Genomic DNA, 26155 nt, shown 5'->3' with positions numbered 1-26155 from the left:
GAGATAGGACGATGGCCAAAAAGGTGAAGGTTTCCGAGTTAGTGGAACAACTCCATATGGAGGTTCTTGCAGGTGAATCTGGGCTCAAACGTGCGATAACAACCGGAGATTTGTACCGTCCGGGTCTCGAGATGGCGGGTTATTTCAATTATCATCCGAGAGAACGTATCCAAATGCTAGGGAAGACGGAAATCACCTTCATGGAGATGTTAACGACAGGTGTTCGCAGAAACCGGGTAGAGCAGCTATGCGCTCCGGAGGAAACACCTTGCATCATCGTGACTCGAGGGTTGGATATTCCAACGGAGCTGTTGGAAGAAGCGACAAAACGTGATCTTCCCGTGCTTCGCAGTCAAATGTCGACAACCATTTTCGCAAGCCGATTAACAGGGTTTCTGGAAAATAAATTAGCGCCAAGCACGACGATTCATGGCGTACTTGTCGATGTCTATGGAATCGGTATGCTCATTACAGGCAGCAGCGGGATCGGAAAAAGCGAAACAGCGCTTGAGCTGGTAAAAAGAGGGCATCGCTTAATTGCCGATGATGCCGTTGAAATACGTCAAAACGGAGATAAAGTGCTGACAGGGAACGCGCCGGAATTGATCCGGCATTTGCTCGAAATCCGCGGCGTCGGTATTATCAATGTGATGACATTGTTCGGAGCCGGAGCGGTACGTAATGTGAAGAAAATTTCCGTTGTGGTGAAATTGGAGAATTGGCAGCAGGACAAGCAATATGATCGTTTAGGCTTAGATGAGGAGCTCACACGCATCATTGACACCGATTTACCGCTCGTAACGATTCCAGTACGACCTGGACGAAATTTAGCGGTTATCGTAGAAGTGGCGGCGATGAACTACCGTTTGAAGCGGATGGGATACAACGCGGCGCTGCAGTTTACGAATAAACTGACGGAATCGCTGAACGAAGATTATGAGGATTTTGATTGAGATCTGGCAAGAAAGATAGTTAACATCTGAAGGAGTGAAACTATGTTAGAAAGCGTTGCGTTCTCCCTTGGACCGATTCATGTCCGATGGTATGGCATTATTTTAGGTACAGCAGCATTAATCGGGCTACTATTGGCCATTCAAGAAGGAAAACGATTCAAGATTATTCCTGATTTTTTCATGGACTTGTTGCTGATTGGCGTGCCTTCGGCCATTGTTGGGGCAAGAATATATTATGTGGCCTTCCAGTGGTCGGATTATAAGAATAACTTGGCTGAAATTTTTATGATCTGGCACGGTGGGATCGCCATCTATGGGGCGTTAATCGGCGCCATTATTGGTGTGTATTTTTATGTTAGAGCGAAAGGCTACGGTTTCTTGCGAATTGCGGATATTTGCGCGCCAGGCTTAATCGTTGGCCAAGCGATTGGACGTTGGGGTAATTTCATGAATCAGGAAGCCCACGGAGGCCCTGTTTCGGAATCATTCCTGCGCGACACGCTGCATTTGCCTAATTTTATTGTGAATCAAATGAACATTGAAGGCACTTTTTATCACCCGGCGTTTCTGTATGAATCTTTGTGGAACATTGTAGGATTGTGTGTGCTTCTATGGCTTCGCCGCAGACCATTCTTACGAGCTGGAGAGCTTTTCTTCGGTTACTTCATCTGGTACTCCATAGGAAGATTCTTCATTGAGGGCTTGCGCACGGATAGTCTGGATTTCACAGGTCCTGCATGGCTGGCTTCGTTTGTTAATGCACTTTGGTCTCCGATGAAAGTCGTCTTTGAGCCGGGTGTGATGACGTATGGCGGTAACGTGAGATTCTCACAGCTGTTAGCGCTTCTGCTTGTCATTGGAATGGCCATTTTAATTATCGTAAGAAGGAAAAAAGGGTATGCCACTGTTCGCTACGCGGACCCGATTGTTTCCTCAAAAATAGTAGACAAAAATAATGTAGTACAAGAACAAGAGCAGCATGATAAAGGAGCAGACTATGATTCAAACCGTACTGTTTGACCTGGATGGCACCATTGTGGATACTAATGAGTTGATTGTACAGTCCTTTTTGCATAGCTTGGAAGGCGAGACGCCAGAACCCGTAGGCCGGGAGTTAATCATCCCGAACATGGGGCGGCCGCTTGTCGAGCAAATGGAGTTTTTTACAGGAAGAAAAGAAGTGGAAGAGCTAATCAAGAAATATCGAACATTCAACCTGTCCAAACATGATGAGCTTGTGAAAGAGTTCCCTAACGTGCGAGCGGTTATGAAGAAACTGCATGAGAAGGGGATTAAAATCGGCATCGTGACCAGCAAGATCAGACAAACCACGCTAATGGGCCTGAAATTGTGCGGATTAGACGAGTTCGTGAGCACGATCGTGACTGTAGAAGATGTGAAGGAAGTGAAACCGCACCCGGAAGGGATTCTTGCTGCGCTTAAAGTACTAGGGGGCACGCCGGATCAAGCCGTGATGGTGGGAGACAGCCACTATGACATTGAGGCCGCGAAAAATGCGGGTGTCATATCCGTTGGTGTAACCTGGTCATGGAAAGGCCGTTCTTACTTGGAAGAGTACAGTCCGGATCACCTGATTGACGATATGTTCGATCTGCTGCCTATCGTAGGTATCGCGTCGGATGTGGATGCTCATTGAGAAAAACGGACAGGTACCCGGTTGAGGGTCCTAACGCCTTGTGGCAAATTTATCATACCGTCAGCAAATGGAAGGCGATTCGCAATTTCGTATTCATCCAGATTACGCGATATTCGCCTTCGCTGCGGATGAAAAACTGGATCTATCGGCATATCCTTGGGATGACGGTGGGGGAACATACCGCATTTGCCTTGATGGTCATGGTGGATGTGTTTTTTCCAGAGAAGATACATATTGGCAATAATACGATTATCGGGTATAACACGACGATATTGGCTCATGAATATTTGACCAAGGAGTATAGGCTTGGCGATGTTCATATCGGGTCCCATGTGATGGTGGGGGCCAATACGACGATTCTACCAGGTGTAACGATCGGGGACTACGCGATCATTGGCGCAGGTTCGGTTGTGCACAAAGATGTTGCCCCGCATAGCTTCGTTGCAGGAAATCCGCTGCAAACCATACGTTAATTTCAAAATGAGAAATAAGAGTTGTGCGCTATTGAGCTGTACAGCTCTTTTTCTTTGCCAACGTAAAGAACTTGTAAATGTAAGGAACTAGTGAAAGAGGCAATTGACGGTCCTAGGGTTACGTGATAAAATAGCCGTACATTCTTTATTTTGGTAGTATGGTAGCACGTTAACGTACTAAAGTAATAAGAGAGAAAAACAGAACTGAATTTATAGATGTTGAGGTGAGACGGTGTCAAAGCCAAAAGTATTTGAAAAGCCGTTAGGGGTCAAGGATTACTTGCCTGAAGCGGTAACGAAGCTGCGCAACATAGAATACCGTGTACTGGCTTGTATGGAACGTTGGGGATATAACCAGATTCTTACACCTACACTTGAATATTACGATACCGTTGGGGTGGCAAGCTCCACAGAAGATAAGAAGCTCTTCAAGCTGCTGGATCGCAAAGGTCAAACGTTGGTACTGCGTTCTGAACTGACCGCTCCGATCGCACGTGTAGCTTCATCTCTATTGAAGGAACATGCGTTCCCATTGCGTTTATCCTATCATTCGAACGTGTTTCGAGCGATAGAAGAGGAAGCAGGACGGGATTCCGAGTTTTACCAAACAGGTGTTGAACTCATCGGGGATGCTTCGTCAGAGGCTGACGCTGAGGTGGTGGCCTTGGCGGTTGCTTCGCTGCAAGCGGCTGGCGTTGGAACATTCAAAATTGCGCTCGGCCATGTAGGTTTCTTGAACGGATTGTTCCAGGAAACACTGGAAGGCCGCAGTGATGCGCAGCTGAGCTTGAAGGAACATTTGCTCGCTCGTGATTATGTCGGTTACCGTGAAGCAATCAAGTCACTGGCCCTTTCACCAGAGGTGGAGCGGGAACTAATCGGCGTGTTAAGGCTTAGAGGCGGAGATGAAATTTGCGAGCAAGCTCGGATGGTCTCTCAGCACCCTATCGCGCAGGATGCGATTCGACACCTATGTGAAGTATGGGATGTTCTGAAAGCTTATGGCGTAAGTGAACACGTTGTTATCGATTTAACGATGATTGGAGATTTCTCCTACTATACAGGCATGACATTTGAAGGATATGCAGCAGATCTTGGCTTCCCAGTGTGCAGCGGGGGAAGATACGATAATCTGCTGAGCCAGTTCGGGCGGCCTGCGCCGGCGACGGGGTTCGCGCTGAAGACGAACCGCATTCTTGAAGTGAACGGCGGAGAAGCTGTAGCGACACCTAAGCGCGTGTTGATTGCTTACGATGCTGAGCATCGTGAAGAAGCGCTCCAACTAGCCAAAGCTAAGCGGGGCAGCGAGGAGACGGCTGTGGTAATTACGCAGCTGGTGAGCGAACCAGAAGCTTGGTCGAAGGCACGACTTGCAAAAGAAGACGGTACCTATGAGGTGCGTGGCATCGCATATCAGGAAGTCATAGCGCTGCTAGCGCAATAAGGCAAACACAAAGCAGGTAGGAGAGCGCAGATTAAGCGCTTTTCCTCCGGCGATCGGAAAGTAGGTTGGAACGATGGATGAAATACTTAAAGTAGCGATGCCGAAAGGCCGTATTTATAAACAGGCAGCGAAGCTTTTTCATAAAGCGGGGCTGCCGATTCCGGAGGATTTGGAAGAAGGACGCCGGTTAATTATTCCCGTGCATGAAGCGAAAATGGAATTCATTCTGGCTAAGCCTGTAGATGTTCCGACGTATGTCGAATACGGGGTAGCGGATATCGGGGTTGTCGGCAAGGATGTGTTAATGGAGGAAAACCGTAACGTTTACGAGCTGCTGGATTTGGGAATTGCGCGCTGCCGCATGTCGGTGATCGGGCTGCCGGACTGGAAGCAAGTGATCAATCCGCGGGTTGCGACGAAGTATCCGAACGTCGCGTCACAATATTTCCGCGAGCAAGGGCAGCAAGTGGAGGTCATTAAGCTGAACGGCTCCATCGAGCTGGCGCCGCTTATCGGTCTTGCAGACCGTATTGTGGATATGGTAGAGACGGGACAGACGCTCAAAGAGAACGGACTCGTGGAGCAAGAGGAGATTTTTCAAATTACGAGCCGCTTAATTGCGAATCGGGTTAGCTACCGCATGAAGAATGAATCCATTCAGCGGTTGTGTGATATGTTGCAGGCAGTGCTTCCTGCGCTGACGAAGGTTTAGAAAGAGAGGGAGATAGCTATGCGGATACTACCCGCCTCGGAATTTGAATTGAAACGCGAGGTCGAATACGGCTCACCGGAGCAAAATGAAACCGTCCGCCGCATCATCGATGAGGTGCGGCAGGACGGTGACGCCGCGCTGCGGCGCATGGCGCGGGAGTTCGACCGCGTCGAAGTCGCTGAGCTACGTGTCAGCGACGAGGAAATCCAGGCGGCGTACGCACAGGTCGACGCCGAGTTCTTGGCGGCGCTGCGTCAAGCGGCCGCTAATATTCGTGCGTTTCATGAGAAGCAGAAACGCACGTCATGGATGGACCTGCAGCCGGACGGCAGCCTGCTGGGCCAAATCATCCGACCGCTGAAGCGGGTCGGCTTGTATGTGCCCGGAGGGAAGGCGGCGTACCCTTCCTCCGTACTGATGAATGCCATCCCCGCGATCGTGGCGGGGGTGCCGGAGATTGCAATGGTGACGCCTCCGGCCACCGCTGGGGAAGAGGGCATCAACCCGCATATCCTCGTGGCGGCAGCCGAAGCGGGTGTGAAAGAGATCTACCGCGCAGGCGGGGCGCAGGCAGTAGCCGCGTTGGCCTACGGCACGGAATCGATCCAGCCGGTCGATAAAATCGTCGGCCCCGGCAACATCTACGTCGCGCTGGCGAAGCGCTTCGTGTTCGGCGTCGTCGATATCGACATGATCGCCGGGCCAACGGACATCGTCGTGCTGGCGGATGAGCACGCCGATCCTGAATACGTGGCGGCTGATCTGCTGGCGCAAGCCGAGCATGATGAGATGTCACCGGCTATTCTGGTGACACCGTCGCAGGAGCTAGCCGAATCGGTTCGGCTAGAGCTATGGCGGCAGCTGGATGTGCTGCCGAAGAAAGCGATCGCTGCCGTTTCCACAGCGACTAGAGGAGCGATTCTCCTCGTGGACAGCTTGGACGAGGGCGTTGACGTAGTCAACCGCTTGGCTCCTGAGCATTGCGAGCTGCTGGTGCAGGAGCCTTTTAACCTGCTGCCACGCATTGAGAATGCTGGAGCTATTTTCTTGGGCGCGTATAGTACAGAGCCTGTCGGCGATTATTTCGCCGGGCCGAACCATGTGCTGCCGACGAACGGCACAGCCCGGTTCTCATCTCCGCTGAATGTGGACGATTTTCTGAAAAAATCAAGCGTTATTCACTATAGCAAGGAAGCTCTCATCGCGAACGGCGAGATGATTATGACTTTGGCCCGCAATGAAGGGCTGGAAGGTCATGCGAGAGCGGTGGAAGTACGACTCAAGAAGGAAGGGAAGTTGAAATAGATGGCTGAACAGGATAATGTGAGGGCTCGCTCGGCGAGTGTTGCCCGCAAAACGAATGAAACGGATATCAAACTATCGTTCCAAGTGGATGGGACGGGGATTTCGGAAATTCAAACGGACGTTCCTTTCTTGAATCATATGTTGGATTTGTTCACGAAGCATGGGCACTTCGACCTGAACGTTGACGCTAAAGGCGATATTGAAATCGACGATCATCACACGGTTGAGGATATCGGGATTTGCTTAGGCCAAACGCTGCGCGAAGCATTAGGTGATAAAAGAGGAATCAAACGTTATGCAAGCGTGTTTGTCCCTATGGATGAGGCGCTCGCGCAGGTCGTTATTGATATCAGTAACCGACCGCATTTTGAGTATCGCGCTCAGTATCCTACAGCCAATGTGGGCAGTTTTGAAACGCAGCTTGTTCATGAGTTTTTATGGAAACTGGCGTTGGAAGCTCGCATCACACTTCATGTGATCGTACATTACGGACAAAACACTCACCACATGATTGAAGCAGTGTTTAAAGCGCTAGGTCGCGCAATCGATGAAGCGACAACGATTGATCCTCGCGTTCAGGGGGTTCCTTCGACGAAGGGAGTGCTGTAAAAATGATCGCGATTATCGATTATGGTATGGGGAATCTACATAGCGTCAGCAAAGCCGTTGAGCGGCTGGGTTATGAAGCTGTGGTTACAGGCGATGCGGAACAGATTCTTGCTGCTGAAGGAGCGATTCTGCCAGGAGTAGGAGCGTTCGGCGATGCGATGGAGCAGCTCCGCGAGTCAGGTCTGGGCAACGTAGTGAAACAGTATGCAGAGTCCGGCAAGCCGCTGCTCGGCATTTGCCTCGGCATGCAGCTGCTGTTCTCCTCCAGTGAGGAGCATGGGGATCACGAAGGGCTGGGTCTTCTGCCCGGTTCGGTTGTGCGCTTTCGCGGCGATTATAAGGTGCCGCATATGGGTTGGAACAAGCTGAGCTACAAGCAAAGCGCGAGTCCGATTTTCCAAGGGATTGAAGAAGGACACGTGTACTTCGTGCACTCTTACCACGCCAAGCCGGAGCGCGAAAGCGACCTGCTGGCGGTGACGGACTATTATCAGCCGGTGACGGCGATTGTAAGTAGAGATAACGTGTACGGCATGCAGTTCCACCCCGAGAAGAGCGGAGATATCGGCATGCAGCTGTTGAAAAATTTTCTGGCGATGTGCAAGTAGGCGGATAGGTTTTCTTTCTTTCTGCTAAGTTAAGAAGGAGGTGCCATCATGTTAGCCAAAAGAATTATTCCTTGCCTCGACGTCAAGGATGGCCGGGTGGTCAAAGGCGTAAATTTTGTGAATTTACGCGATGCGGGCGATCCCGTGGAGCTAGCAGCGATTTATGATAAAGAAGGTGCGGATGAGCTCGTTTTCCTCGATATTTCGGCTTCTGTCGAAGGGAGAGCTACGATGGTGGAGGTTGTTCGGCAAACGGCTGGGGAAATCACAATTCCCTTTACGGTTGGAGGAGGCATCTCCAGCGTAGATGATATGAAGCGTCTGCTTCGTGCAGGAGCGGATAAAATCGGCATCAACACGGCGGCGGTGCGCAATCCTCAGCTAGTGTCCGATGGAGCGCGCAAATTCGGCTCCCAGTGTATCGTCGTGGCGATTGACGCGAAGTTCAACGCGGAGTGGGGCGAGTGGGAAGTGTTCACACACGGCGGGCGCAATGCTACGGGCATTAAGACGCTGGAGTGGGCGAAGCGCATGGAAGAGCTTGGCGCCGGCGAAATCCTGCTGACGAGCATGGATGCGGACGGTACGAAGGATGGGTTCGACTTGAAGCTGACACGCGCTGTTTCCGAGCTGCTCACCATTCCTGTCATTGCTTCCGGCGGAGCGGGCAGAACGGAACATTTCTACGATGTATTCACCGAAGGCAAAGCCGATGCAGGGCTCGCTGCTACGATTTTTCACTATAAAGAGCTATCAATTCAAGGGGTCAAAGCTGACCTGAAAGGTAAAGGGGTTGAAATTCGATGACATTTTCACTGGAACAGATTAAATATGATGCACATGGACTGGTACCTGCTATTGTACAGGATGCTGTCAGCAAAGAAGTTCTTATGCTGGCTTATATGAACAGCGAATCTTTGCAACGTACGATTCAGACCGGAGACACTTGGTTCTGGAGCCGCTCCCGTGAAGAGCTGTGGAACAAAGGCGCTACTTCGGGCCATACGCAAAAAGTTAAGGCTCTGCGCTACGACTGCGATGCGGATACGCTGCTAGTTCTTGTAGAGCAAGTAGGGCCGGCTTGCCACAATGGCACTTACACTTGCTTCACGCAAAGCATTCCGGTCGAAGGGGCGGCACAAGAAGGAACGGAACCTGCGGTATCCGGAGATCGATTTGCCATCCTCGGTGAGCTGGAAGCCGTTATTGCTTCACGTGATGCTGAGCGTCCGGAAGGCGCTTATACGACCTACCTTTTCGAAAAAGGTGTCGATAAGATCCTCAAAAAAGTAGGCGAAGAAACAGCAGAAGTCATTATTGCTGCTAAAAATAAAGACAACGATGAGCTTCGCTATGAAGCTAGCGATCTCATTTTCCACTTAATGGTTCTTTTACGTAATAATAAATTGCCATTGGATGATATTATGAAAGAGCTTGCGAATCGGCATGTTAAAAAATAAATAAGACGACCTGGAGTGATATCACGATGTTGATTGATTATCATACACATCATGTGCGCTGCGGTCATGCCTCTGGGGAACTAGAGGAATACGTCAAACGCGGCATCGAGATCGGGCTCACGCAATTAGGGCTGTCTGATCATATGCCGCTTTTGCATGTGGATCCGCAGACCTATTGGCCAGAGATGGCTATGCCGATGGAGGAGCTGCCTCGTTATGTCGAGGAGTGCCTGCATCTGAAAGAGAAGTACAAGGATCAAATTGATATTCGTGTTGGTCTCGAAGGCGATTATATTGAAGGTTATGAGTCAGAAATAGAGGCCATTATTAAAGCGTATCCATGGGATTACGTGATTGGCTCCGTCCATTTTTTGGGCGAGTGGGATATTTCTGATTTTCGTCAGATCGCAGGTTGGGAAGGTAAGGATATTTATGAGGTTTATACCCAATACTACGAGGCAGTGAAGAAAGCAGCCCGTACAGGACTGTATGATTACCTGGGTCATCTCGATATGATCAAGCGATTTGGTTATGTGCCGGATCGCGATACTTGGGAGTTGGAGAAAGCCGCGCTGGACACCGTGAAGGAGTGTGGGCTTGCGATTGAGCTGAATGCATCCGGACTGCGTCATCCTTGCAAAGAGATGTTTCCTAGCCGCCGCATGCTGGAATATTGCCATAAGGTGGGAATCCCGGTGACGCTTGGATCGGATGCTCATCAGCCGGAGCGGTTAGGCCAATATTTGGATGAAGCAAGATCGCTGCTCAAAATGATTGGATTTAACGAAATAGCCACATTTCATGCACGAAATCGACAACTTGTGACTTTTTAAATTCGACACCTTTCATGTATAATGAGTAGGGCGTGAACAATCTATTTAATGAACCTTCGGAGGTAACCATTAACCATGCATAGCGACAATGTTAAAATTTTTTCCGGATCTTCGAATCCGAAGCTTGCGGAACGTATTTGTAAAGAGCTCGGCCAGCCGCTTGGACAAATCAAATTATCCCGTTTTAAAAGCGGAGAAATCTACTGTCTCTACGAAGAAACGATTCGTAACTGTGACGTATTCCTGGTACAAACCTTCTCCCATCCGATTAATGAACATATGATGGAACTCTTGGTCATGATGGATGCGGCAAAAAGAGCTTCTGCAAAAACGATCAACCTTGTCATCCCATATTATGGTTACTCTCGTCAAGAACGCAAGGCTGCTCCGCGTGAGCCGATTTCTGCTAAATTAGTCGCTGACTTGTTCAGTGCGGCAGGCGCACACCGTGTTGTTACGATTGACCTGCATGCACCGGCGATTCAAGGCTTCTTCAATATTCCAGTTGACCATCTGACGGCACTTGACGTTATTAGTGATTGCATTAAAAAGAAAAATCTGCATAACCCGATCATCGTATCTCCAGATGCAGGCCGTGCAACAACGGCTGAGAAAATGGCGAACATCCTGGATGCGCCTTTCGCGATGATGATCAAGAAACGTCCGGAACACAATGAGTCCGTGATTACTCACGTCATTGGTGATGTTGTCGGCCGTACACCGATTATTATCGAGGATCTGATTGATACAGGAACGACGATCGTTAACGTTGTAGAAAGCTTGAAAGAGAGAGGCGCGCACGACGTTTACATCTGTGCAACGCATCCTGTCTTCTCAGGGCCAGCTCTGCAGCGCTTGGATCACCCGAACATCAAAGAAGTGATCATTACGGACTCCATCGCGATTCCGGAAGGACACTCCGATAAATTTAATGTGCTTTCCGTAGCTCCATTGTTATCCGATGCGATCCGCATTATTAATGATGGCGGTTCCTTGTCTTCCTTGTTTAAATACGGCGGCGTATAGGCAAATTGTATAGACCAGATCTTACCTTCGGATAATGTTTTTGGCTTCCAAGCGATCTATGGTATAATTTGAGTTGTAATCAAATTGCCGGAGGTGTCTTGCTATGGAAAAGATTAAGCGTGTGTCCGATGCGCCAAAACCTAAAGTAATCTCAATAAATATGGATGCCGCATTCTTTTTCGAGAGAGCGGTTCAATCTTTGGATCGGTTTCATTATGATAAGGCATTGAAATATTTCCGGCGGGCTGCGGAGTATGAGCAGGATAATCCTGTGAATCACTGCAACCTCGCGGGAGTTCTCTCCGAAATGGGCAATTACGACGAGTCGAACCAAATTTTGCAGCATATCCTTGAAACGATCGATCCCGAGATGACGGAATGTCACTTTTATATGGCGAACAACTACGCCAATATGGAAAATTTCGAGCAGGCAGAACAAGCATTAGTTCGGTATTTGGAAACGGACCCTACGGGTCAGTTTATGGACGAATCCGAAGAAATGATGGAAATGCTGAGCTACGAGCTTGAACGGCCTGCCCCTCTCACTAGCATCAAGAGTCGAGAAGGGCTCTTCGAGCATGATAAAGCCCGCGCTCTTCTGGAAGAAGGGAAATTCGCCGAGGCCGTGAGGCAGTTGGAGAAGCTGGTGAAGAATCAGCCTGAATTCACGGCAGCACGGAACAACTTGGCCCTCGCCTATTATTATATGGGCCAATTCGATAAGGCGATGGAAACCATCCGCGCGGTGCTCGAAATTGATGCTGGGAATTTGCATGCCCTGTGTAACATGGCCATCTTCCATCAGCATTTCGGTAATAAGAAAGAGCTGGCGGAGTTAACGGAGCTCTTATGCAAAACGTATCCGTTTCAGCAGGATCATGTCTTTAAGCTTGCTACGACGATGGGGATTCTTTCTCAACATGAGAAAGCGTACCATCTGTTCAAGCGTCTGCTGAAAGCTGGTGACGGTGCAGCAGATCCCTGCTTGTACCACTATGCAGCGGTAGCTGCTTGTCATCTAGGGCGGTTCGATGAAGCTTATCGGTACTGGAAGCAAACACAGAAGCTGGATCCCGGCGCTGAGATCTCCAAGTTTTATTTGGATCAACTGCGTACAAGAGAGAAGGCGGAAGGTCCATTAACTTGGAGCTATCATTACCACCTGCCCTTTGAAGAGCAATTTCGTGTGTTGGAGAAATCCTCGCAAGGCATTCCTGATCAGTTGAAGAAAGATCCGCTTGTGCGCTCCTCCTTCTTCTGGGCATTACGTCATGGAGATATCGAAACGAAGCTGCAGGTTATACAGGCCTTTGGTCTGATTGCCGACGGTGAAGTGAGAGATGCGCTGCAGGACTTCATTCTGGATCGCCACGAAGATGACTATTTGAAGAAAGTAGCCATTTTTGTGCTTCGCAGCATGGGGATTCGGGAATCCATTCCTGCTTTCCTTGAAAATGAAGAGATTATGGTGGAGGCTTCTCCCTACTCGCCGCACTTGCCTATTTGGGATGTCAAATGGCAAAGCGTAATGGAAACAGCGCTTTCCCACATGCATAAGCGCTACGATATGGTGCAACAGTATGATTTAGAAATCCTTTGGGTGGAATTTCTGACGAAGATGTATCCGTCTGTGCCCAAAATTCAGAAATCGGAAGGCTGGGCAGCGGCATTAGAATACTTGATTGCCAAGATGCATCGCCGCGCAATTTCGTATCAAGAGGTTTCTGCGCGTTATGGCGTGACGGTCTCAACAGTCAGCCGCAACGTGAAACTGATTGATGATACTTGCGGCCTACGCGAGAAGATGGAAGCCATTTTCGACAAATTTACGAGCATTTGATAGCTGGGTTTTTGCCGTGTCGTGAGACCCGGCTTTCATACATAGATGTATGCATACTAAAGATAGCTTTCTTGGTGGAAAGCAACTAGGAGGGAAACCAAATGTACAAATCAGTCGTCGTAGGAACAGGACCATCCGGTCTAACAGCAGCCATTTATCTAGCTCGTGCTAACCTTAGCCCACTTGTTATTGAGGGTCCGGAGCCAGGCGGGCAATTGACCACTACCACCGAGGTAGAGAACTTCCCAGGTTTCCCTGAAGGCATCATGGGTCCTGAATTAATGGAAAACATGCGCAAACAAGCGGAACGCTTTGGCGCTGAATTCAAAACAGGCTGGGTCAATTCCGTTGAGCTAACCAATCGTCCATTCAAATTGCAAGTTGAAGGTCTGGGCGAGATTGAAACAGAAACATTGATCATTTCCACCGGGGCTTCCGCTAAGTTGCTCGGGATCGGCAATGAAAAAGAAAATATCGGACGCGGCGTAAGTACTTGCGCAACGTGTGACGGCTTCTTTTTCCGTGGTAAAAAGATTATCGTCGTTGGTGGCGGAGACTCCGCTATGGAAGAGGCGAACTTCTTGACTCGCTTTGCTTCCGAGGTACGTCTGGTTCATCGTCGCGATGAGCTGCGCGCTTCCAAAATCATGCAAGATCGCGCACGCGGTAACGAGAAAGTGAAATGGGCGCTGAACAATACACCGCTTGAAGTTGTATCCGGCGAGAAGGGTGTTACAGGTCTGAAAGTGAAAAATAATACCACTGGCGAAGAAGAAATTATCGAAACAGATGGTATTTTCGTAGCGATCGGTCATACACCGAATACGAAGTTCCTAGGCGGACAAATTGATACCGATGAGCTTGGCTACATCATTGTGAAGCCAGGCACGACGGAAACGAATATTCCTGGCGTTTTCGCTTGCGGCGACGTACAAGATACCAAATATCGCCAAGCGATCACAGCAGCGGGAAGTGGCTGTGCAGCAGCCCTTGAAGCTGAGAAATTCCTTGAAGGCCATATCGTACACGATTGGAGTCAATCGCTGTAAGAGGGTACAGAAAACGTGGAAGGCTATGCTTTCCACGTTTTCTCATTTCATTGGGGAATAGTTGAATCTTGACCTGTATACAGGGTTGTCTTATAGTTTAAACAGGAGCATATGCCCGAAAATTTTAATGATTATTCATGAGGTGACCTTGCAAATGTCAAATCAGATTTATATCGGTGTAGATTTAGGCGGTACCAACATTAAAGTCGGTATCTGCGACGAGCAGGGGAAGCTGCTGCAAACGTTAGAAGGGCCTACAGGCGCAGAGAATGGCGCTGAGTCAGTCATTGGTCGAATTGCGGCGCAAGTGCGACAAATTGTCGAAGAATCCCCTTATGAGTGGGAGCAAGTTGCGGGTATCGGTGCGGGGTTAGCCGGATTCATGGATATTCCGGAAGGATTCGTCAAATTCTCTCCAAATTTGAATTGGCATAATGTCCCTGCCAAGAAAATGTTGGAAACGCTTCTGGGCAAAACCGTGAAAATCGACAACGATGCCAATGTGGCAGCGTTAGGCGAAGCATGGGCTGGAGCAGGTGCGGGGATCCCGAATGTAGTTTGCTATACGCTGGGAACCGGTGTTGGCGGCGGTATTATTATTAACGGTAAAATCTATCAAGGTTCTGCGGGTATGGCTGGCGAACTTGGACACATGTCGGTTGTGCCGGATATCGAAGCGATTCAATGTGGATGCGGGCAAATGGGTTGTTTGGAGACGGTATCCTCTGCAACAGGTATCGTTCGTATGGCCAAAGAAGCGGTTGAACGCGGAGAGCGTACTTCTCTTGCCCTTCATGAGAAAATTGAAGCGAAGCATGTATTCGACGCTGCAAAAAGCGGAGACGAAGTGTCTCTTCGCATCGTGAACCGTGCTGCTTACTATCTTGGACGCTCTATGGCGGCACTTGCTGTCGTTGTTAACCCGAAACGTTTCATCATCGGCGGTGGCGTATCCAAAGCAGGCGAAATTCTGTTCCAACCAATCCGCGATACATTCAAGAAATACACACCGGAAGCAGCCGCTGAAGGCGTTGAGATTGTTGCCGCTACACTTGGTAATGACGCTGGTGTTGTAGGCGCTGCCGGGTTGAACTTGCGTTAGAAGGCTAGACTGACAAGTACGGTTCGCATGGCTGATGGCAGGGACTTCGGCCTGCGAAAGCACTCCAAAGGAAGGTGCCATTCATGGAAGAGAACCACCCTTTAGCGAAACTGGTCATTATTACAGGAATGTCCGGTGCTGGAAAGACAATTGCGGTGCAGAGCCTCGAAGATCTCGGATTTTTCTGCGTCGATAATTTACCGCCTGTCCTTATTCCGAAATTCGCTGAATTGATCGTACAGTCGATGGGGAAAATCGGCAAAGTCGCACTGGTGATTGATTTGCGGGGGCGTGAATTTTTCACTGCACTTCAGGAGTCGCTTCGATATATCCATGAGAATTACACGCTAAGTTATGAAATTCTTTTCTTAGATGCTACCGATGCGACACTTGTTCAACGCTACAAAGAGAGCCGACGCCGGCATCCGCTTGCGCCCGAAGGTGCTCCACTCGAAGGCATTGGGCTTGAACGCAAGCTGCTGGAGGAGCTCAAAGGTCTGGCTACACAGGTTATTGACACCAGTACTTTGAAACCAGTGCAGCTCAAAGAAAGAATTATTTCCCGGTTTACCAATTTGGAAACCAACCGCATATCTATAAATGTAATCTCTTTCGGATTTAAGTATGGTGTACCCATTGATGCTGATTTAATCTTCGATGTTCGCTTCTTGCCGAATCCCCATTATGTGGAACAGCTTCGCCCGCAGACAGGTCAAGACCCCGATGTGTACGACTACGTGATGAAATGGACCGAGACGCAAGAGTTCCTGACAAAATTGCTTGATATGCTGAACTTCTTAATGCCTCAATACAAGAAAGAAGGCAAAAGCCAGGTTGTTGTGGGAATAGGCTGTACAGGAGGGAAACATCGTTCCGTAGCCATTACCGAATACCTGGGTAAGGTTCTGGGGAACAGTGAAACGGAAGCTGTGCGTTTGAGTCATCGAGATGCCGAGCGGGACCGGGTATAAGCGTCCTAACGATTAAGAGGGTGAATGAAGGATGAAATATGAAAAATCACAGCGCACTCCCAGAATAGTCGTAATCGGCGGCGGCACAGGTCTTTCAGTAATGCTTAGAGGTTTGAAAGAAAAGCCAGTTGATATTACTGCTATCGTTACGGTAGCGGACGACGGAGGAAGCTCCGGCATTCTCCGCAATGAGATGCAGATGCCCCCACCGGGCGATATTCGCAACGTATTGACCTCGCTTGCTGATGTCGAGCCGCTGCTGTCTTTAATGCTGCAGTATCGATTTCAGGTGGGAACAGGTTTAGCTGGGCACAGTCTGGGAAATCTAATATTAGCGGCGCTCACTGACATTACCGGTGATTTCGTAACGGCCGTGCAAGAGATGAACCGGGTATTCGCGGTTCGGGGGCGGGTTATTCCGGCTTCCAACCAAGCGATCGTGTTGAAAGCGATAATGGAAGATGGTACTTTAGTCATAGGGGAATCCAAAATTCCCAAAGCAGAAGGGCGCATTAAGCAAGTGTTCATAGAACCCGCGAACGTGACGCCGCTGGCGGACGCAATTCTGGCTATCCGCGATGCGGATGCGATTCTTTGCGGCCCAGGCAGTCTATACACGAGTTTGCTGCCGAATCTGCTTGTTCCGGGTATTGCGGAGGAGATCGCCAAATCGAAAGCAGTGAAAATGTTCATTTGCAATGTCATGACACAGCCCGGGGAAACCGATGACTACTCCGTCAGCGATCACCTTGATGCGGTATATGATCATCTCAAGCGGCATTTGTTCGATTATGTGATCGTAAACAATGGCGAAATTCCACCGCAAGTTCAGGCGAGATATGCCGAAAAAGGTTCAAAAGCGGTTCACTTGGATTTGGATGAAGTCACGAAAAGAGGGTATCGGGTCATTGCTGACCGGCTTGTGCTATTCCGCACGTACCTTCGACATGACGCTGAGAAATTGAGTGACCATATTTATCAGCTTGTCGAAAGCTGGATGTCAAGGAAGAAGTGAGTCTCATGTCCTTTGCGGCAACAACCAAAAAAGAATTGACCTTAATAACCGAAGCGGAAGCGTGTTGTGAAAAAGCGGAGTTATCTGCTTTAATTCGCATGAATGGATCGGTTCAGTTAACGAACCAACGCGTTGTTCTCGATATCTCTACCGAAAACGCTGCTATCGCCAGACGTATATACTCGCTCATCAAAAAGACGTACAAACTGCACACCGAACTGCTCGTGCGCAAAAAAATGCGTTTGAAGAAGAATAATGTATATATTGTTCGAGTACCTGGTCAAGTGCAAGAGCTGCTCAGTGATCTGAAAATCGTTTCTGAAGGATTTATCTTTACGACAGGAATCAACAAAGAGATTATTAAGGGCAACTGCTGCAAACGCGCTTATCTCCGCGGAGCTTTCATGGCCGGCGGCTCGGTGAATAATCCCGAAGGATCTTCCTATCATCTTGAAATTGCCTCGATCTATGAGGAGCATTGCAAGGCGCTAGCGCATCTAGCTAACAAATTCGACTTGAATGCCCGCTTTATCGAGCGTAAGAAAGGGTTCGTTCTGTACATCAAGGAAGGCGAGAAGATTATTGAGTTTCTTAGTATCATTGGGGCTCATCAAGCGCTGCTGCGCTTCGAAGATGTCCGGATCATGAAGGATATGCGGAACTCGGTAAATCGGATTGTCAATTGTGAAACAGCGAATCTGAACAAGACGATCGGAGCGGCGGTGAGGCAGATCGAGAACATTCGGCTTTTACAAAGAGAGGTTGGACTTGACAGTTTGCCAGAGAAATTGAGAGAGGTTGCCGAAATCAGACTTCAGCATCCCGATTTGAATCTCAAGGAAGTTGGCGATATGCTTAAGGGCAATGTCAGTAAATCCGGCGTCAATCATCGCCTGCGAAAAATTGACGAATTGGCTGAAAAACAGCGGAATTCTTAGTTTTTACGGGACTGAACACGATGTAAATAAGTTTTTCTCATTTTTTCTAGTGTACTTGAGGGAAAAATGGTATAATGTTATAACATAAGGAATAGCACTGTTATCAGTAGTAATTCATATAAGCGCCACACTAGGGGGAATTAGTTCCATGTCCAGACGTCCAGTCGTTGTGAAGTTGAGAACAGGACTTCATGCCAGACCTGCGGCATTGTTTGTTCAAGAGGCGAATAAGTTTTCATCTGAGATCTTCGTTGAGAAAGATGAGAAGAAAGTGAATGCCAAGAGCATCATGGGAATTATGAGTCTCGCGATCAGCACAGGGACCGAAGTCTTCATAAGTGCAGAAGGTTCGGATGCAGAGCAGGCTGTAAACGCTTTAGTCACGTTAGTTAGCAAGGAAGAATTGGAAAACCAATAATCCTTCAAAAGCTTCCTTTCGAGGAGGCTTTTTTGCAATTGACCGCTGCTTTTGGCAGTTACGGTAAATAAGTGTCAATCTTGTTAACATTTGAATAGACTAGCAACCTTTTTCTCTTGGCGGCGTCTAATGAACGTGGTCAATGAAGGAAAGGGCTATTTGCTTTGCCCTCTATCTCGCAAACCTCGCATACTAAGGCAAAAGGAGTTAGAGAGAGAATGAAATGGAATGCTTTAAGGAAAGAGATTACTGTTATGCTCGCTTTACTAGTGTTTCTGGCTAGTGCGATTTCAGCACCAGCAGCGCATGCCGTATCGGCGAGTTCGTCCTTTATTTTACTTTATATCGATAAGTCAGAAGCTTTCGTGAATGAGGATCAGATTCATTTGGAGTCGCCAGCTACGATTATCAACGGCAGTACGTTTGTTCCTGCCAAGTTCCTGGGCGATACTATGGGCTTCAAAGTAGAGTGGAATAACGATTCCCGGACGATTCAAATGACACCTCCAGGCTACAACATCGTGTTGGATGCTGACCATAAGACAGTTACGACCAATGGCGTGGATACGCCTTTTAACTCGGTTGCGGCGATTGTGAACGGGAAGCTTCTGGTCAAGCTGACATGGCTTGCGGATTATATGGGCGCGAAATACACGTACAACAGCGAATTGCGTCGTGTAGAGATTGTCCACTTTAAGACGCCTGAGGGCATCTACATTGATCAAGACAGCAATTCCCGACCTGTAGCCAAGTTCGCAACTGCGAAGCCTACTTACCGCCTTGGAGAGCCTGTGAAGTATGTAGACTTGAGCTACGATCCAGATGCGGAAGGTATTGCATCCTACGATTGGGTTGGCAAAGAAGAAGCGTTCTTCAAACCAGGCAAGTATCCGGTCACTTTGACCGTGAAGGATCGCCATGGACACGAAAGTAAATTATTCAAAAGTTATGTAACGGTTGAAGACGTGCCTTATTTGAGCCAAGTGGAGTACCCGATTTATACAGCTCCTGTGGGCAGTTTCATCAAATCGGACTGGGGAACTATTTGGTCCCATTTCAACGAGCTGCCGATGCTTCCTAAGAAAGTAACGGAGCTTACTGACCGTACATTGCTGGTAAGCGACAGTCCCGAAGAGTTTACGGAAAAAGGCATTCTGTATCAGGACAAAATCAATGGGAAAGCGCGTTTGTATGCTGACCATATCAACGGCACGAAACAAATCATGACAATGGCGATCTTCGCCACGAATAATACGGATAAACCGGTAACCATCAAGACGACGAATAAAGGTGAGGTATACCCTTCCGTATACGCTAACTTGATCGGCAGCGAAGCTTCTGTAGACTTCCTGTTGAACAATGTGTACACAGATACAATGACGGTTGCTCCTCATGAGACTTATGTCTATGCGAAGCTTCCAGACTTTTATCCAGGGCAAGGCGTGAACTTGTTCTATGATGTCGAAACAGATGGCGAGTTGCAAATGTCTTTCGCGGTAACGGATCAAAGGTTAACGTCGAATACGGTGAAGGAACTTCCTTTGTTGGCTTTCAATGGCCATGTGAGGGGGACTTTCCCGGTATCCGAAATCAAGTGGGACATTGATGCGGCGAGTTTCGCCAAAACATCGGTGTTGACGATAGGCGATAATAAGACCGACCCGTTCGTCAAAGGTTATGACGTGATACGCAAGGAGAACGTAGAGAACGGCGGAAACTATGGTGTGGTTTATAAAATCCATTCGGATAAGCCGCGCAAAATGGCCGTTATGATTATGGCTAGAGGCGGCGTGTTCAAAGGGCCGTTCAAAATTAACGGCGAGATCGTACCAGTTCCGAGTTCCGGTGTCATTACCGCGTTTGACGGCATGGAAGTGCTGGCTCGCACGACGGGCAAGGAAGACGCGTTGGATATTGAGTTCACGCCTCCGGCGGGCTCAGCGTTCCCGATTGACCTTATTTTCTACCCATTGGATGAGAAAAAGTAAGTGATTGTAAAGAGCCTTGGAGATTCTATCACCTCGCTTGAAAATCGGAAGATATTCGGGTGGATAGGAGCCTCTGGGGCTCTTTTTTTTGCTTTGCAGCAGGGTAACGGGCGGCGGCTTGCTTGCAGCTGGTAGCGGGTAGTCGAACGCGGGGCGCGGCAGGAAGTTTCGTTGTGTAACGGACACACGGGCCGTTATTCTTTGCTATTTACCTGCAGCTAGACAGTTAACGGACTGTGGTGACGTTATTTAACAGGTTTTTTCCGTTGCTAGGGCTATTTATGGTGATTAACGGCTCTGGAGTCCGTTAAATTGCATTTGGAGCCTAAAATCGAAAAATAGAGGCTGTGAGGTCTGTTAGAGAGCAACCAGCCAATCAATAAAAAAACCAGCCGCAAGGCCGCTCGGAGGAGCAGCCATGCAAGCTGGTTATTTGTATTAGACGCGCTCGATTACTTTATCGATGAGTCCGTAGTCGGCTGCTTCAGCAGCACTCATGAAGTTGTCGCGGTCTGTATCTTTTTCGATGCGTTCGAACGTTTGTCCTGTGCGCTCTGCAAGGATTTTGTTCAGGTTGTCTCTCATTTTCAAAATACGCTTCGCGCGGATTTCGATGTCGGAGGCTTGACCTTCAGCGCCGCCAAGCGGTTGGTGAATCATGACTTCGCTGTTCGGAAGCGCGTAACGCTTGCCTTTGGCGCCGGCTGTTAGCAGGAATGCGCCCATCGAAGCAGCCATACCAACGCAGATCGTGGAGACATCCGGCTTGATGAACTGCATCGTGTCGTAGATCGCCATACCGGCTGTGATGGAACCGCCAGGGCTGTTAATGTATAGCGAGATATCTTTATCAGGATCTTGTGCGGCCAAGAATAGTAACTGAGCAATGATGGAGTTTGCCACAACATCGTTGACACCCGTGCCTAAGAAAATGATGCGGTCTTTCAGCAAGCGAGAGTAGATGTCATATCCTCTTTCACCGCGTGCGTCCTGTTCGACGACCATAGGGATAAAACTCATGAGAATGACCTCCTTGGGGTGGGTAGATGGTTTTAAAATTGGTGCCTGGGGCCAAAGTCATGCTATGAGTTATGAAATTGATCTCCCGCGTACATACTATTTACAGTATCTACAAGTATGATAACGAAAAAACCTTCGAAGGTCAAGAAAGGTCAAACTAACAATAAAAAAAATCAGTCAACCGACTGATTTCTCTAATGTTTCTCTTATTTCCATGTCATTTACGCGCCCGAAAGGAATCGAACCTTTATCTCAGGCTTCGGAGGCCTACGTCATATCCATTGGACCACGGGCGCATGTTTCAAAAAAGCGAAGCAAGGGTTATTATATGTCACCTCCGTGCAAAAAGCAATACCGTAAGCCCTTACAGCACATTTTATTGAAATTGTTTGAACAATTGTTGAATGTTAAAGACTTATTGGTTATAATAAACGTGTAAGGCCATTTTTTTTCACCCGGGTGGGACGCAAAATGTATACCCGGGACATAAAACGTCCATCACTGGATCAGGAGCGTCGAACGTCGATATATGAGAGAAATTCTAGACATTCAGAAAAAGCTCTTGCCGGATCTCATGGACATCATGAAGAAGCGATACTCGATTCTGCATCATATCTTAATCTCTGGTGTTGTCGGACGTAGAACGCTAGCTTCTTCGCTCGATATGACGGAGCGGGTGCTCCGCGGAGAAGTAGATTTCCTTAAGGAGCATGGGCTTTTGGAATCGGACGCCTCAGGGATGAAGATCACGGAGTCCGGCCGTCAACTGCTCGAGGATATGCTGCCGATCATTAAGATCGCTTTTGGATTGACGGATTTGGAAGAAAGCATCGCGAAAGCGTACGGTCTCTCGCAAGTCATTGTGGTTCCTGGCGATACGGACACTTCGGTCTTCACGAAGAAGGAGCTTGGACGCGCCGGCGCAGCGGCACTGCGCAAATATGTGGCCAAGGGCGACATTATTGCAGTAACCGGCGGTTCAACAATGGCGCAAATTGCGAATAACTTGACGATTTCCTCTTCCATGAAAGGCAATTGGTTCGTACCGGCTCGCGGTGGACTCGGCGAAAGCGTGGATATGCAGGCAAATACAATCGCGTCTATTATGGCCAAGAAGACAGGCGGGAAATACAGACTGCTTCATGTGCCGGATCATTTAGGCGAGGAAGCGTATCAGACGCTTATCCAAGATCCGCAGATTCAGGAAGTTGTTGACGCTGTTCGCAGTTGTCGCATCGTAGTTCACGGTATCGGAGATGCTATGGTCATGGCTCGAAGGCGCAAGGTAGATGCCGAAACGACTCGCAGCTTGCAGGACGATGGGGCTCTGGCAGAGGCATTCGGGTACTATTTTGACCGCAAAGGAAATGTCGTGCACAAAATGCCTACAGTCGGGCTTCGTCTGGAGGATCTGCAGCGGACAGAGGTTGTGATTGGCGTAGCAGGCGGCAAAAGCAAAGGTGAAGCGATTGCTTCCGTTCTAAGGCACGGGCAAGAAGATGTGCTGGTCACGGACGAAGCGGCGGCACTTGAAATTATGAAACATGTGTAATTGGACATCATAACGTGGGCTTGTACCAGCTGCGTTTTGAAATAAATAAATCTTTTTTAATCTTAGGAGGAATTCGCTATGGTAAAAGTAGGTATTAACGGTTTCGGACGTATTGGTCGTAACGTGTTTCGCGCAGCTTTGAACAGCTCAGAAGTACAAATCGTTGCAGTAAATGATTTGACTGACGTTAAAACACTGGCTCACTTGCTTAAATATGACACAACTCACGGTAAACTAGACGCAACAGTTGAAGCTGGCGAAGGCGAATTGATCGTTAACGGTCGTTCCATCAAAGTTTTTGCTGAGCGTGACCCTGGGAACCTGCCATGGGCATCTGTAGGCGCTGAAATCGTTGTTGAATCCACTGGTATCTTCACAGCGAAAGAAAAAGCATCCCTTCACTTGAAAGGTGGAGCTAAGAAAGTTATCATTTCCGCTCCTGCTTCCGACGAAGATATCACAATCGTACTTGGCGTAAACGAAGACAAATACGATCCAGCAGCTCACACAATCATCTCCAACGCATCTTGTACAACAAACTGCTTGGCTCCTTTCGCGAAAGTTATCAACGATAGCTTCGGAATCGTAAAAGGTATGATGACAACTGTTCACTCTTACACAAATGACCAATCCGTGCTTGACGTTCCTCACAAAGACCTTCGTCGTGCTCGTGCAGCAGCTGAGAACATCATTCCTTCCAGCACTGGCGCAGCAAAAGCAATCGGTCTTGTTCTTCCAGAACTTAAAGGCAAATTGAACGGTATGGCTATGCGTGTTCCTACACCTAACGTATCCGTAACTGATCTGGTTGTTGAACTTAAAGTTAACGTAACTGTTGACGAAGTAAACGCAGCTCTGAAACAAGCTTCCGAAGGCCCTCTTAAAGGCATTCTGAACTACACAGAAGAGCCGCTTGTATCCAGCGACTTCAATGGTGACCCAGCATCTTCCACAGTTGATGCATTGTCCACAATGGTAGTTGGCGACAACATGCTGAAAGTAGTTTCCTGGTACGACAACGAGTGGGGTTACTCCAACCGTGTAGTTGACTTGGCTGCTTTCATCGCTAAAAAAGGTCTGTAATTTCATACAACACACACTAACAACCACATGAAGAGGAGAAGCGATTCTCCTCTTTATGTGCGATTGTTGCCTATATAAGTTGATCGGAAACAGGAAGTACGGAAGTAAACCATATACGTTCAGGAGGCTTTAACTTATGAGTAAGAAAAGTGTTCGCGATGTTGAAGTAGCTGGTAAAAGAGTATTCGTTCGCGTTGATTTCAACGTACCTGTAGAGAATGGTCAAATCACGGACGATACACGTATCAGAGAAACGCTCCCTACGATTAAATACTTGGTAGAGCAAGGCGCTAAAGTTATTCTTGCTGCGCATTTTGGCCGTCCAAACGGACAAGTGGTTGAAGAGCTTCGTTTAACACCGGTTGCTGTGAAATTGGCTGAGCTTCTTGGTCAAAACGTGATCAAAGCGGATCAATCCGTTGGTGAAATCGTGAAAGCACAAGTGGATGCGCTTGAAAATGGCGACGTTCTTTTGCTTGAAAACGTTCGTTTCAACGAAGGCGAAGAGAAAAATGATCCTGAATTGGCCAAAGCTTTCGCTGATCTGGCTGATCTGTTCGTCAATGATGCATTCGGTGCAGCTCACCGTGCACATGCTTCAACTTCAGGCATCGCTGCTTACATACCGGCTGTTTCCGGTCTTTTGATGGAGAAAGAGCTTGATGTTCTTGGCAAAGCGCTGAACAACCCTGAGCGTCCTTTCACAGCGATTGTCGGCGGTTCCAAAGTGAAAGATAAAATCGCTGTCATCGAAAACCTCCTGAACATTGCAGACAACGTCTTGATCGGCGGCGGTCTGTCCTATACATTCTTGAAAGCACAAGGCTACGAAATCGGTAAATCGCTTCTGGACAATTCGAAGCTTGATTTGGCGCTTAGCTTTATTGCGAAAGCCAAAGAAAAAGGCGTTAACTTCCTGCTTCCTGTAGATATCGTTGTTACGGATAAATTCAGCGCAGACGCGAACACGCAAATCGTTGATATTGACAGCATTCCTGCGGATTGGGAAGGCATTGACATCGGACCTAAAACACGTGCACTTTATGCTGACGTAATCGCGAAATCCAAACTGGTTGTTTGGAACGGACCGATGGGCGTATTTGAAATCGAGCCGTTCTCCCATGGTACACGTGCGGTTGCTGAGGCTTGCGCAAAAACAGAAGGCTACACAGTAATTGGCGGCGGCGACTCTGCAGCAGCAACGGAGAAATTCCACTTGGCTGAGCAAATGAACCACATGTCCACAGGCGGCGGAGCTTCCTTGGAGTTCATGGAAGGTAAAGCATTGCCAGGCGTTGTAGCTTTGAACGATAAATAATTTATTATCAAAGGAGAGCATATCCGAATGAGCAGAAAACCGATTATCGCGGGTAACTGGAAAATGTTCAAAACTGTTTCCGAAGCTGTTAGCTTTATAAACGAAGTAAAAGGCAGCACAGTAGAAGGGGTAGAAAGCGTAATTTGTTCTCCTTTCACGACCTTGCCGGCACTGGTTGAAGCTGTAAAAGGCACTGACTTGCACGTAGGCGCACAAAACTTGCATTTCGAAGATAATGGCGCGTTCACAGGCGAAATCTCCTGCGCAATGTTGAAAGATCTTGGCGTGGAATATGTCATTATCGGTCATTCCGAGCGTAGAGCTTATTTTGCTGAAACAGACGAAATCGTGAACAAGAAAGTCGTTTCGGCTTTCAAACACGGCCTGAAACCGATCGTTTGCGTAGGTGAAAAGCTGGAAGAGCGCGAAGCGGGTCAAACCAAAGATGTTTGCAAAGTGCAAACAGAAGGCGCTTTTGCTGGTCTTAGCGCAGAGCAAGCGGCACAAGTCGTTATCGCTTACGAGCCAATTTGGGCTATCGGTACTGGCAAGTCCTCCACGGCTGCTGATGCACAAGACGTTATCGGCTACATCCGTGAGGTTGTAAGCGGCTTGTACGGCGCATCCGTAGCAGATGCAGTTCGCATCCAATACGGCGGCAGCGTGAAGCCTAACAACATTGCTGAATATATGGCGCAACCTGATATCGATGGCGCACTTGTGGGCGGAGCAAGCTTAGAGTCTGCTTCCTACATCCAACTCCTTCAGGGGGCGAAGTAAT

At 48.4% G+C, this 26155-nt stretch carries 26 protein-coding genes and 1 tRNA gene; 25 read left to right on the top strand and 2 right to left on the bottom strand.

From position 1 onward, the window contains the following. Positions 1-11 precede the first annotated feature (11 nt). The 21 genes from hprK (at position 12) to GON05_RS27605 (ending at position 20401) form a co-directional block, all read left to right on the top strand. The gene (gene hprK, locus GON05_RS27705; RefSeq protein ID WP_145668175.1) at positions 12-953 is read left to right on the top strand and encodes an HPr(Ser) kinase/phosphatase; all 942 of its coding nucleotides are present in this window, start codon (positions 12-14) and stop codon (positions 951-953) included. A gap of 42 nt (positions 954-995) precedes the next feature. Beyond that, positions 996-1973 (top strand): prolipoprotein diacylglyceryl transferase, encoded by a 978-nt coding sequence (gene lgt / locus GON05_RS27700; RefSeq protein ID WP_157323751.1) that lies wholly within the window; start codon positions 996-998, stop codon positions 1971-1973. Further along, complete coding sequence (gene ppaX / locus GON05_RS27695; protein WP_157323749.1) at positions 1951-2610, top strand: pyrophosphatase PpaX; 660 nt, start codon at positions 1951-1953, stop codon at positions 2608-2610. The genes lgt and ppaX overlap by 23 nt, the downstream gene beginning before the upstream one ends. Then, positions 2607-3083, top strand: coding sequence for an acyltransferase (locus GON05_RS27690; protein WP_127458376.1), 477 nt, complete (start codon positions 2607-2609; stop codon positions 3081-3083). Before ppaX ends, GON05_RS27690 begins: the two co-directional genes overlap by 4 nt. Positions 3084-3315: 232 nt before the next feature. After that, the gene (locus tag GON05_RS27685) at positions 3316-4527 is read left to right on the top strand and encodes an ATP phosphoribosyltransferase regulatory subunit (RefSeq protein WP_181646609.1); all 1212 of its coding nucleotides are present in this window, start codon (positions 3316-3318) and stop codon (positions 4525-4527) included. Positions 4528-4600: 73 nt separating this feature from the next. Beyond that, positions 4601-5239 carry an ATP phosphoribosyltransferase gene (hisG, locus tag GON05_RS27680; RefSeq protein ID WP_127458374.1) on the top strand — a complete coding sequence of 213 codons (639 nt, stop codon included), beginning with the start codon at positions 4601-4603 and terminating at the stop codon, positions 5237-5239. A gap of 18 nt (positions 5240-5257) precedes the next feature. Next, positions 5258-6544, top strand: coding sequence for a histidinol dehydrogenase (gene hisD / locus GON05_RS27675; protein WP_157323747.1), 1287 nt, complete (start codon positions 5258-5260; stop codon positions 6542-6544). Beyond that, a complete protein-coding gene (gene hisB, locus GON05_RS27670; RefSeq protein ID WP_127458372.1) occupies positions 6545-7153 on the top strand; it encodes an imidazoleglycerol-phosphate dehydratase HisB in 609 nt (202 codons plus the stop codon). It begins immediately after the preceding gene. Positions 7154-7155: 2 nt separating this feature from the next. Continuing rightward, on the top strand, positions 7156-7761 hold the full coding sequence (gene hisH / locus GON05_RS27665; RefSeq protein WP_157323745.1) for an imidazole glycerol phosphate synthase subunit HisH: 606 nt from the start codon (positions 7156-7158) through the stop codon (positions 7759-7761). Between the two features lie 48 nt (positions 7762-7809). Next, positions 7810-8568 carry an imidazole glycerol phosphate synthase subunit HisF gene (hisF, locus tag GON05_RS27660; protein ID WP_127458370.1) on the top strand — a complete coding sequence of 253 codons (759 nt, stop codon included), beginning with the start codon at positions 7810-7812 and terminating at the stop codon, positions 8566-8568. Further along, on the top strand, positions 8565-9221 hold the full coding sequence (gene hisIE / locus GON05_RS27655) for a bifunctional phosphoribosyl-AMP cyclohydrolase/phosphoribosyl-ATP diphosphatase HisIE (RefSeq protein ID WP_157323743.1): 657 nt from the start codon (positions 8565-8567) through the stop codon (positions 9219-9221). Before hisF ends, hisIE begins: the two co-directional genes overlap by 4 nt. 26 nt (positions 9222-9247) lie before the next feature. After that, on the top strand, positions 9248-10054 hold the full coding sequence (hisJ, locus tag GON05_RS27650) for a histidinol-phosphatase HisJ (RefSeq protein ID WP_127458368.1): 807 nt from the start codon (positions 9248-9250) through the stop codon (positions 10052-10054). A gap of 75 nt (positions 10055-10129) precedes the next feature. Continuing rightward, on the top strand, positions 10130-11080 hold the full coding sequence (locus tag GON05_RS27645) for a ribose-phosphate diphosphokinase (protein ID WP_127458367.1): 951 nt from the start codon (positions 10130-10132) through the stop codon (positions 11078-11080). 103 nt (positions 11081-11183) lie between these two features. Then, complete coding sequence (locus tag GON05_RS27640) at positions 11184-12920, top strand: tetratricopeptide repeat protein (RefSeq protein ID WP_157323741.1); 1737 nt, start codon at positions 11184-11186, stop codon at positions 12918-12920. A gap of 101 nt (positions 12921-13021) precedes the next feature. Further along, positions 13022-13969, top strand: coding sequence for a thioredoxin-disulfide reductase (gene trxB, locus GON05_RS27635; protein ID WP_157323739.1), 948 nt, complete (start codon positions 13022-13024; stop codon positions 13967-13969). A gap of 154 nt (positions 13970-14123) precedes the next feature. Beyond that, the gene (locus tag GON05_RS27630) at positions 14124-15071 is read left to right on the top strand and encodes an ROK family glucokinase (protein ID WP_157323796.1); all 948 of its coding nucleotides are present in this window, start codon (positions 14124-14126) and stop codon (positions 15069-15071) included. 83 nt (positions 15072-15154) lie between these two features. Next, complete coding sequence (rapZ, locus tag GON05_RS27625) at positions 15155-16042, top strand: RNase adapter RapZ (RefSeq protein ID WP_127458363.1); 888 nt, start codon at positions 15155-15157, stop codon at positions 16040-16042. 31 nt (positions 16043-16073) lie between these two features. Then, positions 16074-17057 carry a gluconeogenesis factor YvcK family protein gene (locus GON05_RS27620; RefSeq protein WP_127458362.1) on the top strand — a complete coding sequence of 328 codons (984 nt, stop codon included), beginning with the start codon at positions 16074-16076 and terminating at the stop codon, positions 17055-17057. Positions 17058-17062: 5 nt separating this feature from the next. Then, positions 17063-17995: a DNA-binding protein WhiA gene (gene whiA / locus GON05_RS27615; protein WP_127458361.1), complete on the top strand. Its 933-nt coding sequence runs from the start codon at positions 17063-17065 to the stop codon at positions 17993-17995. Between the two features lie 148 nt (positions 17996-18143). Then, positions 18144-18413 (top strand): HPr family phosphocarrier protein, encoded by a 270-nt coding sequence (locus tag GON05_RS27610; RefSeq protein ID WP_028555561.1) that lies wholly within the window; start codon positions 18144-18146, stop codon positions 18411-18413. Positions 18414-18631: 218 nt separating this feature from the next. Further along, positions 18632-20401 carry a stalk domain-containing protein gene (locus tag GON05_RS27605; RefSeq protein WP_157323737.1) on the top strand — a complete coding sequence of 590 codons (1770 nt, stop codon included), beginning with the start codon at positions 18632-18634 and terminating at the stop codon, positions 20399-20401. Between the two features lie 438 nt (positions 20402-20839). On the opposite strand, the gene clpP is transcribed toward GON05_RS27605, so the two are convergent. Then, the gene (gene clpP / locus GON05_RS27600) at positions 20840-21421 is read right to left on the bottom strand and encodes an ATP-dependent Clp endopeptidase proteolytic subunit ClpP (RefSeq protein WP_157323735.1); all 582 of its coding nucleotides are present in this window, start codon (positions 21419-21421) and stop codon (positions 20840-20842) included. Positions 21422-21645: 224 nt separating this feature from the next. Then, positions 21646-21717 (bottom strand) — tRNA-Arg (locus GON05_RS27595). 233 nt (positions 21718-21950) lie between these two features. Here GON05_RS27595 and GON05_RS27590 point away from each other — a divergent pair. The 4 genes from GON05_RS27590 (at position 21951) to tpiA (ending at position 26154) form a co-directional block, all read left to right on the top strand. After that, positions 21951-22973 (top strand): sugar-binding transcriptional regulator, encoded by a 1023-nt coding sequence (locus tag GON05_RS27590; RefSeq protein WP_157323733.1) that lies wholly within the window; start codon positions 21951-21953, stop codon positions 22971-22973. A gap of 78 nt (positions 22974-23051) precedes the next feature. Then, positions 23052-24056 carry a type I glyceraldehyde-3-phosphate dehydrogenase gene (gene gap, locus GON05_RS27585; RefSeq protein WP_127457105.1) on the top strand — a complete coding sequence of 335 codons (1005 nt, stop codon included), beginning with the start codon at positions 23052-23054 and terminating at the stop codon, positions 24054-24056. Between the two features lie 136 nt (positions 24057-24192). Continuing rightward, positions 24193-25374: a phosphoglycerate kinase gene (locus tag GON05_RS27580; protein WP_157323731.1), complete on the top strand. Its 1182-nt coding sequence runs from the start codon at positions 24193-24195 to the stop codon at positions 25372-25374. Positions 25375-25401: 27 nt separating this feature from the next. Continuing rightward, positions 25402-26154, top strand: coding sequence for a triose-phosphate isomerase (gene tpiA, locus GON05_RS27575; RefSeq protein WP_157323729.1), 753 nt, complete (start codon positions 25402-25404; stop codon positions 26152-26154). The last annotated feature ends 1 nt before the right edge of the window (position 26155 follow it).

It is taken from the genome of Paenibacillus anseongensis (genome assembly GCF_009757995.1).
Lineage (GTDB): Bacteria > Bacillota > Bacilli > Paenibacillales > NBRC-103111 > Paenibacillus_E > Paenibacillus_E chondroitinus.
Note: the sequence above shows the minus strand (reverse complement) of the source record. Positions and strands in the feature narration are given on the sequence as shown.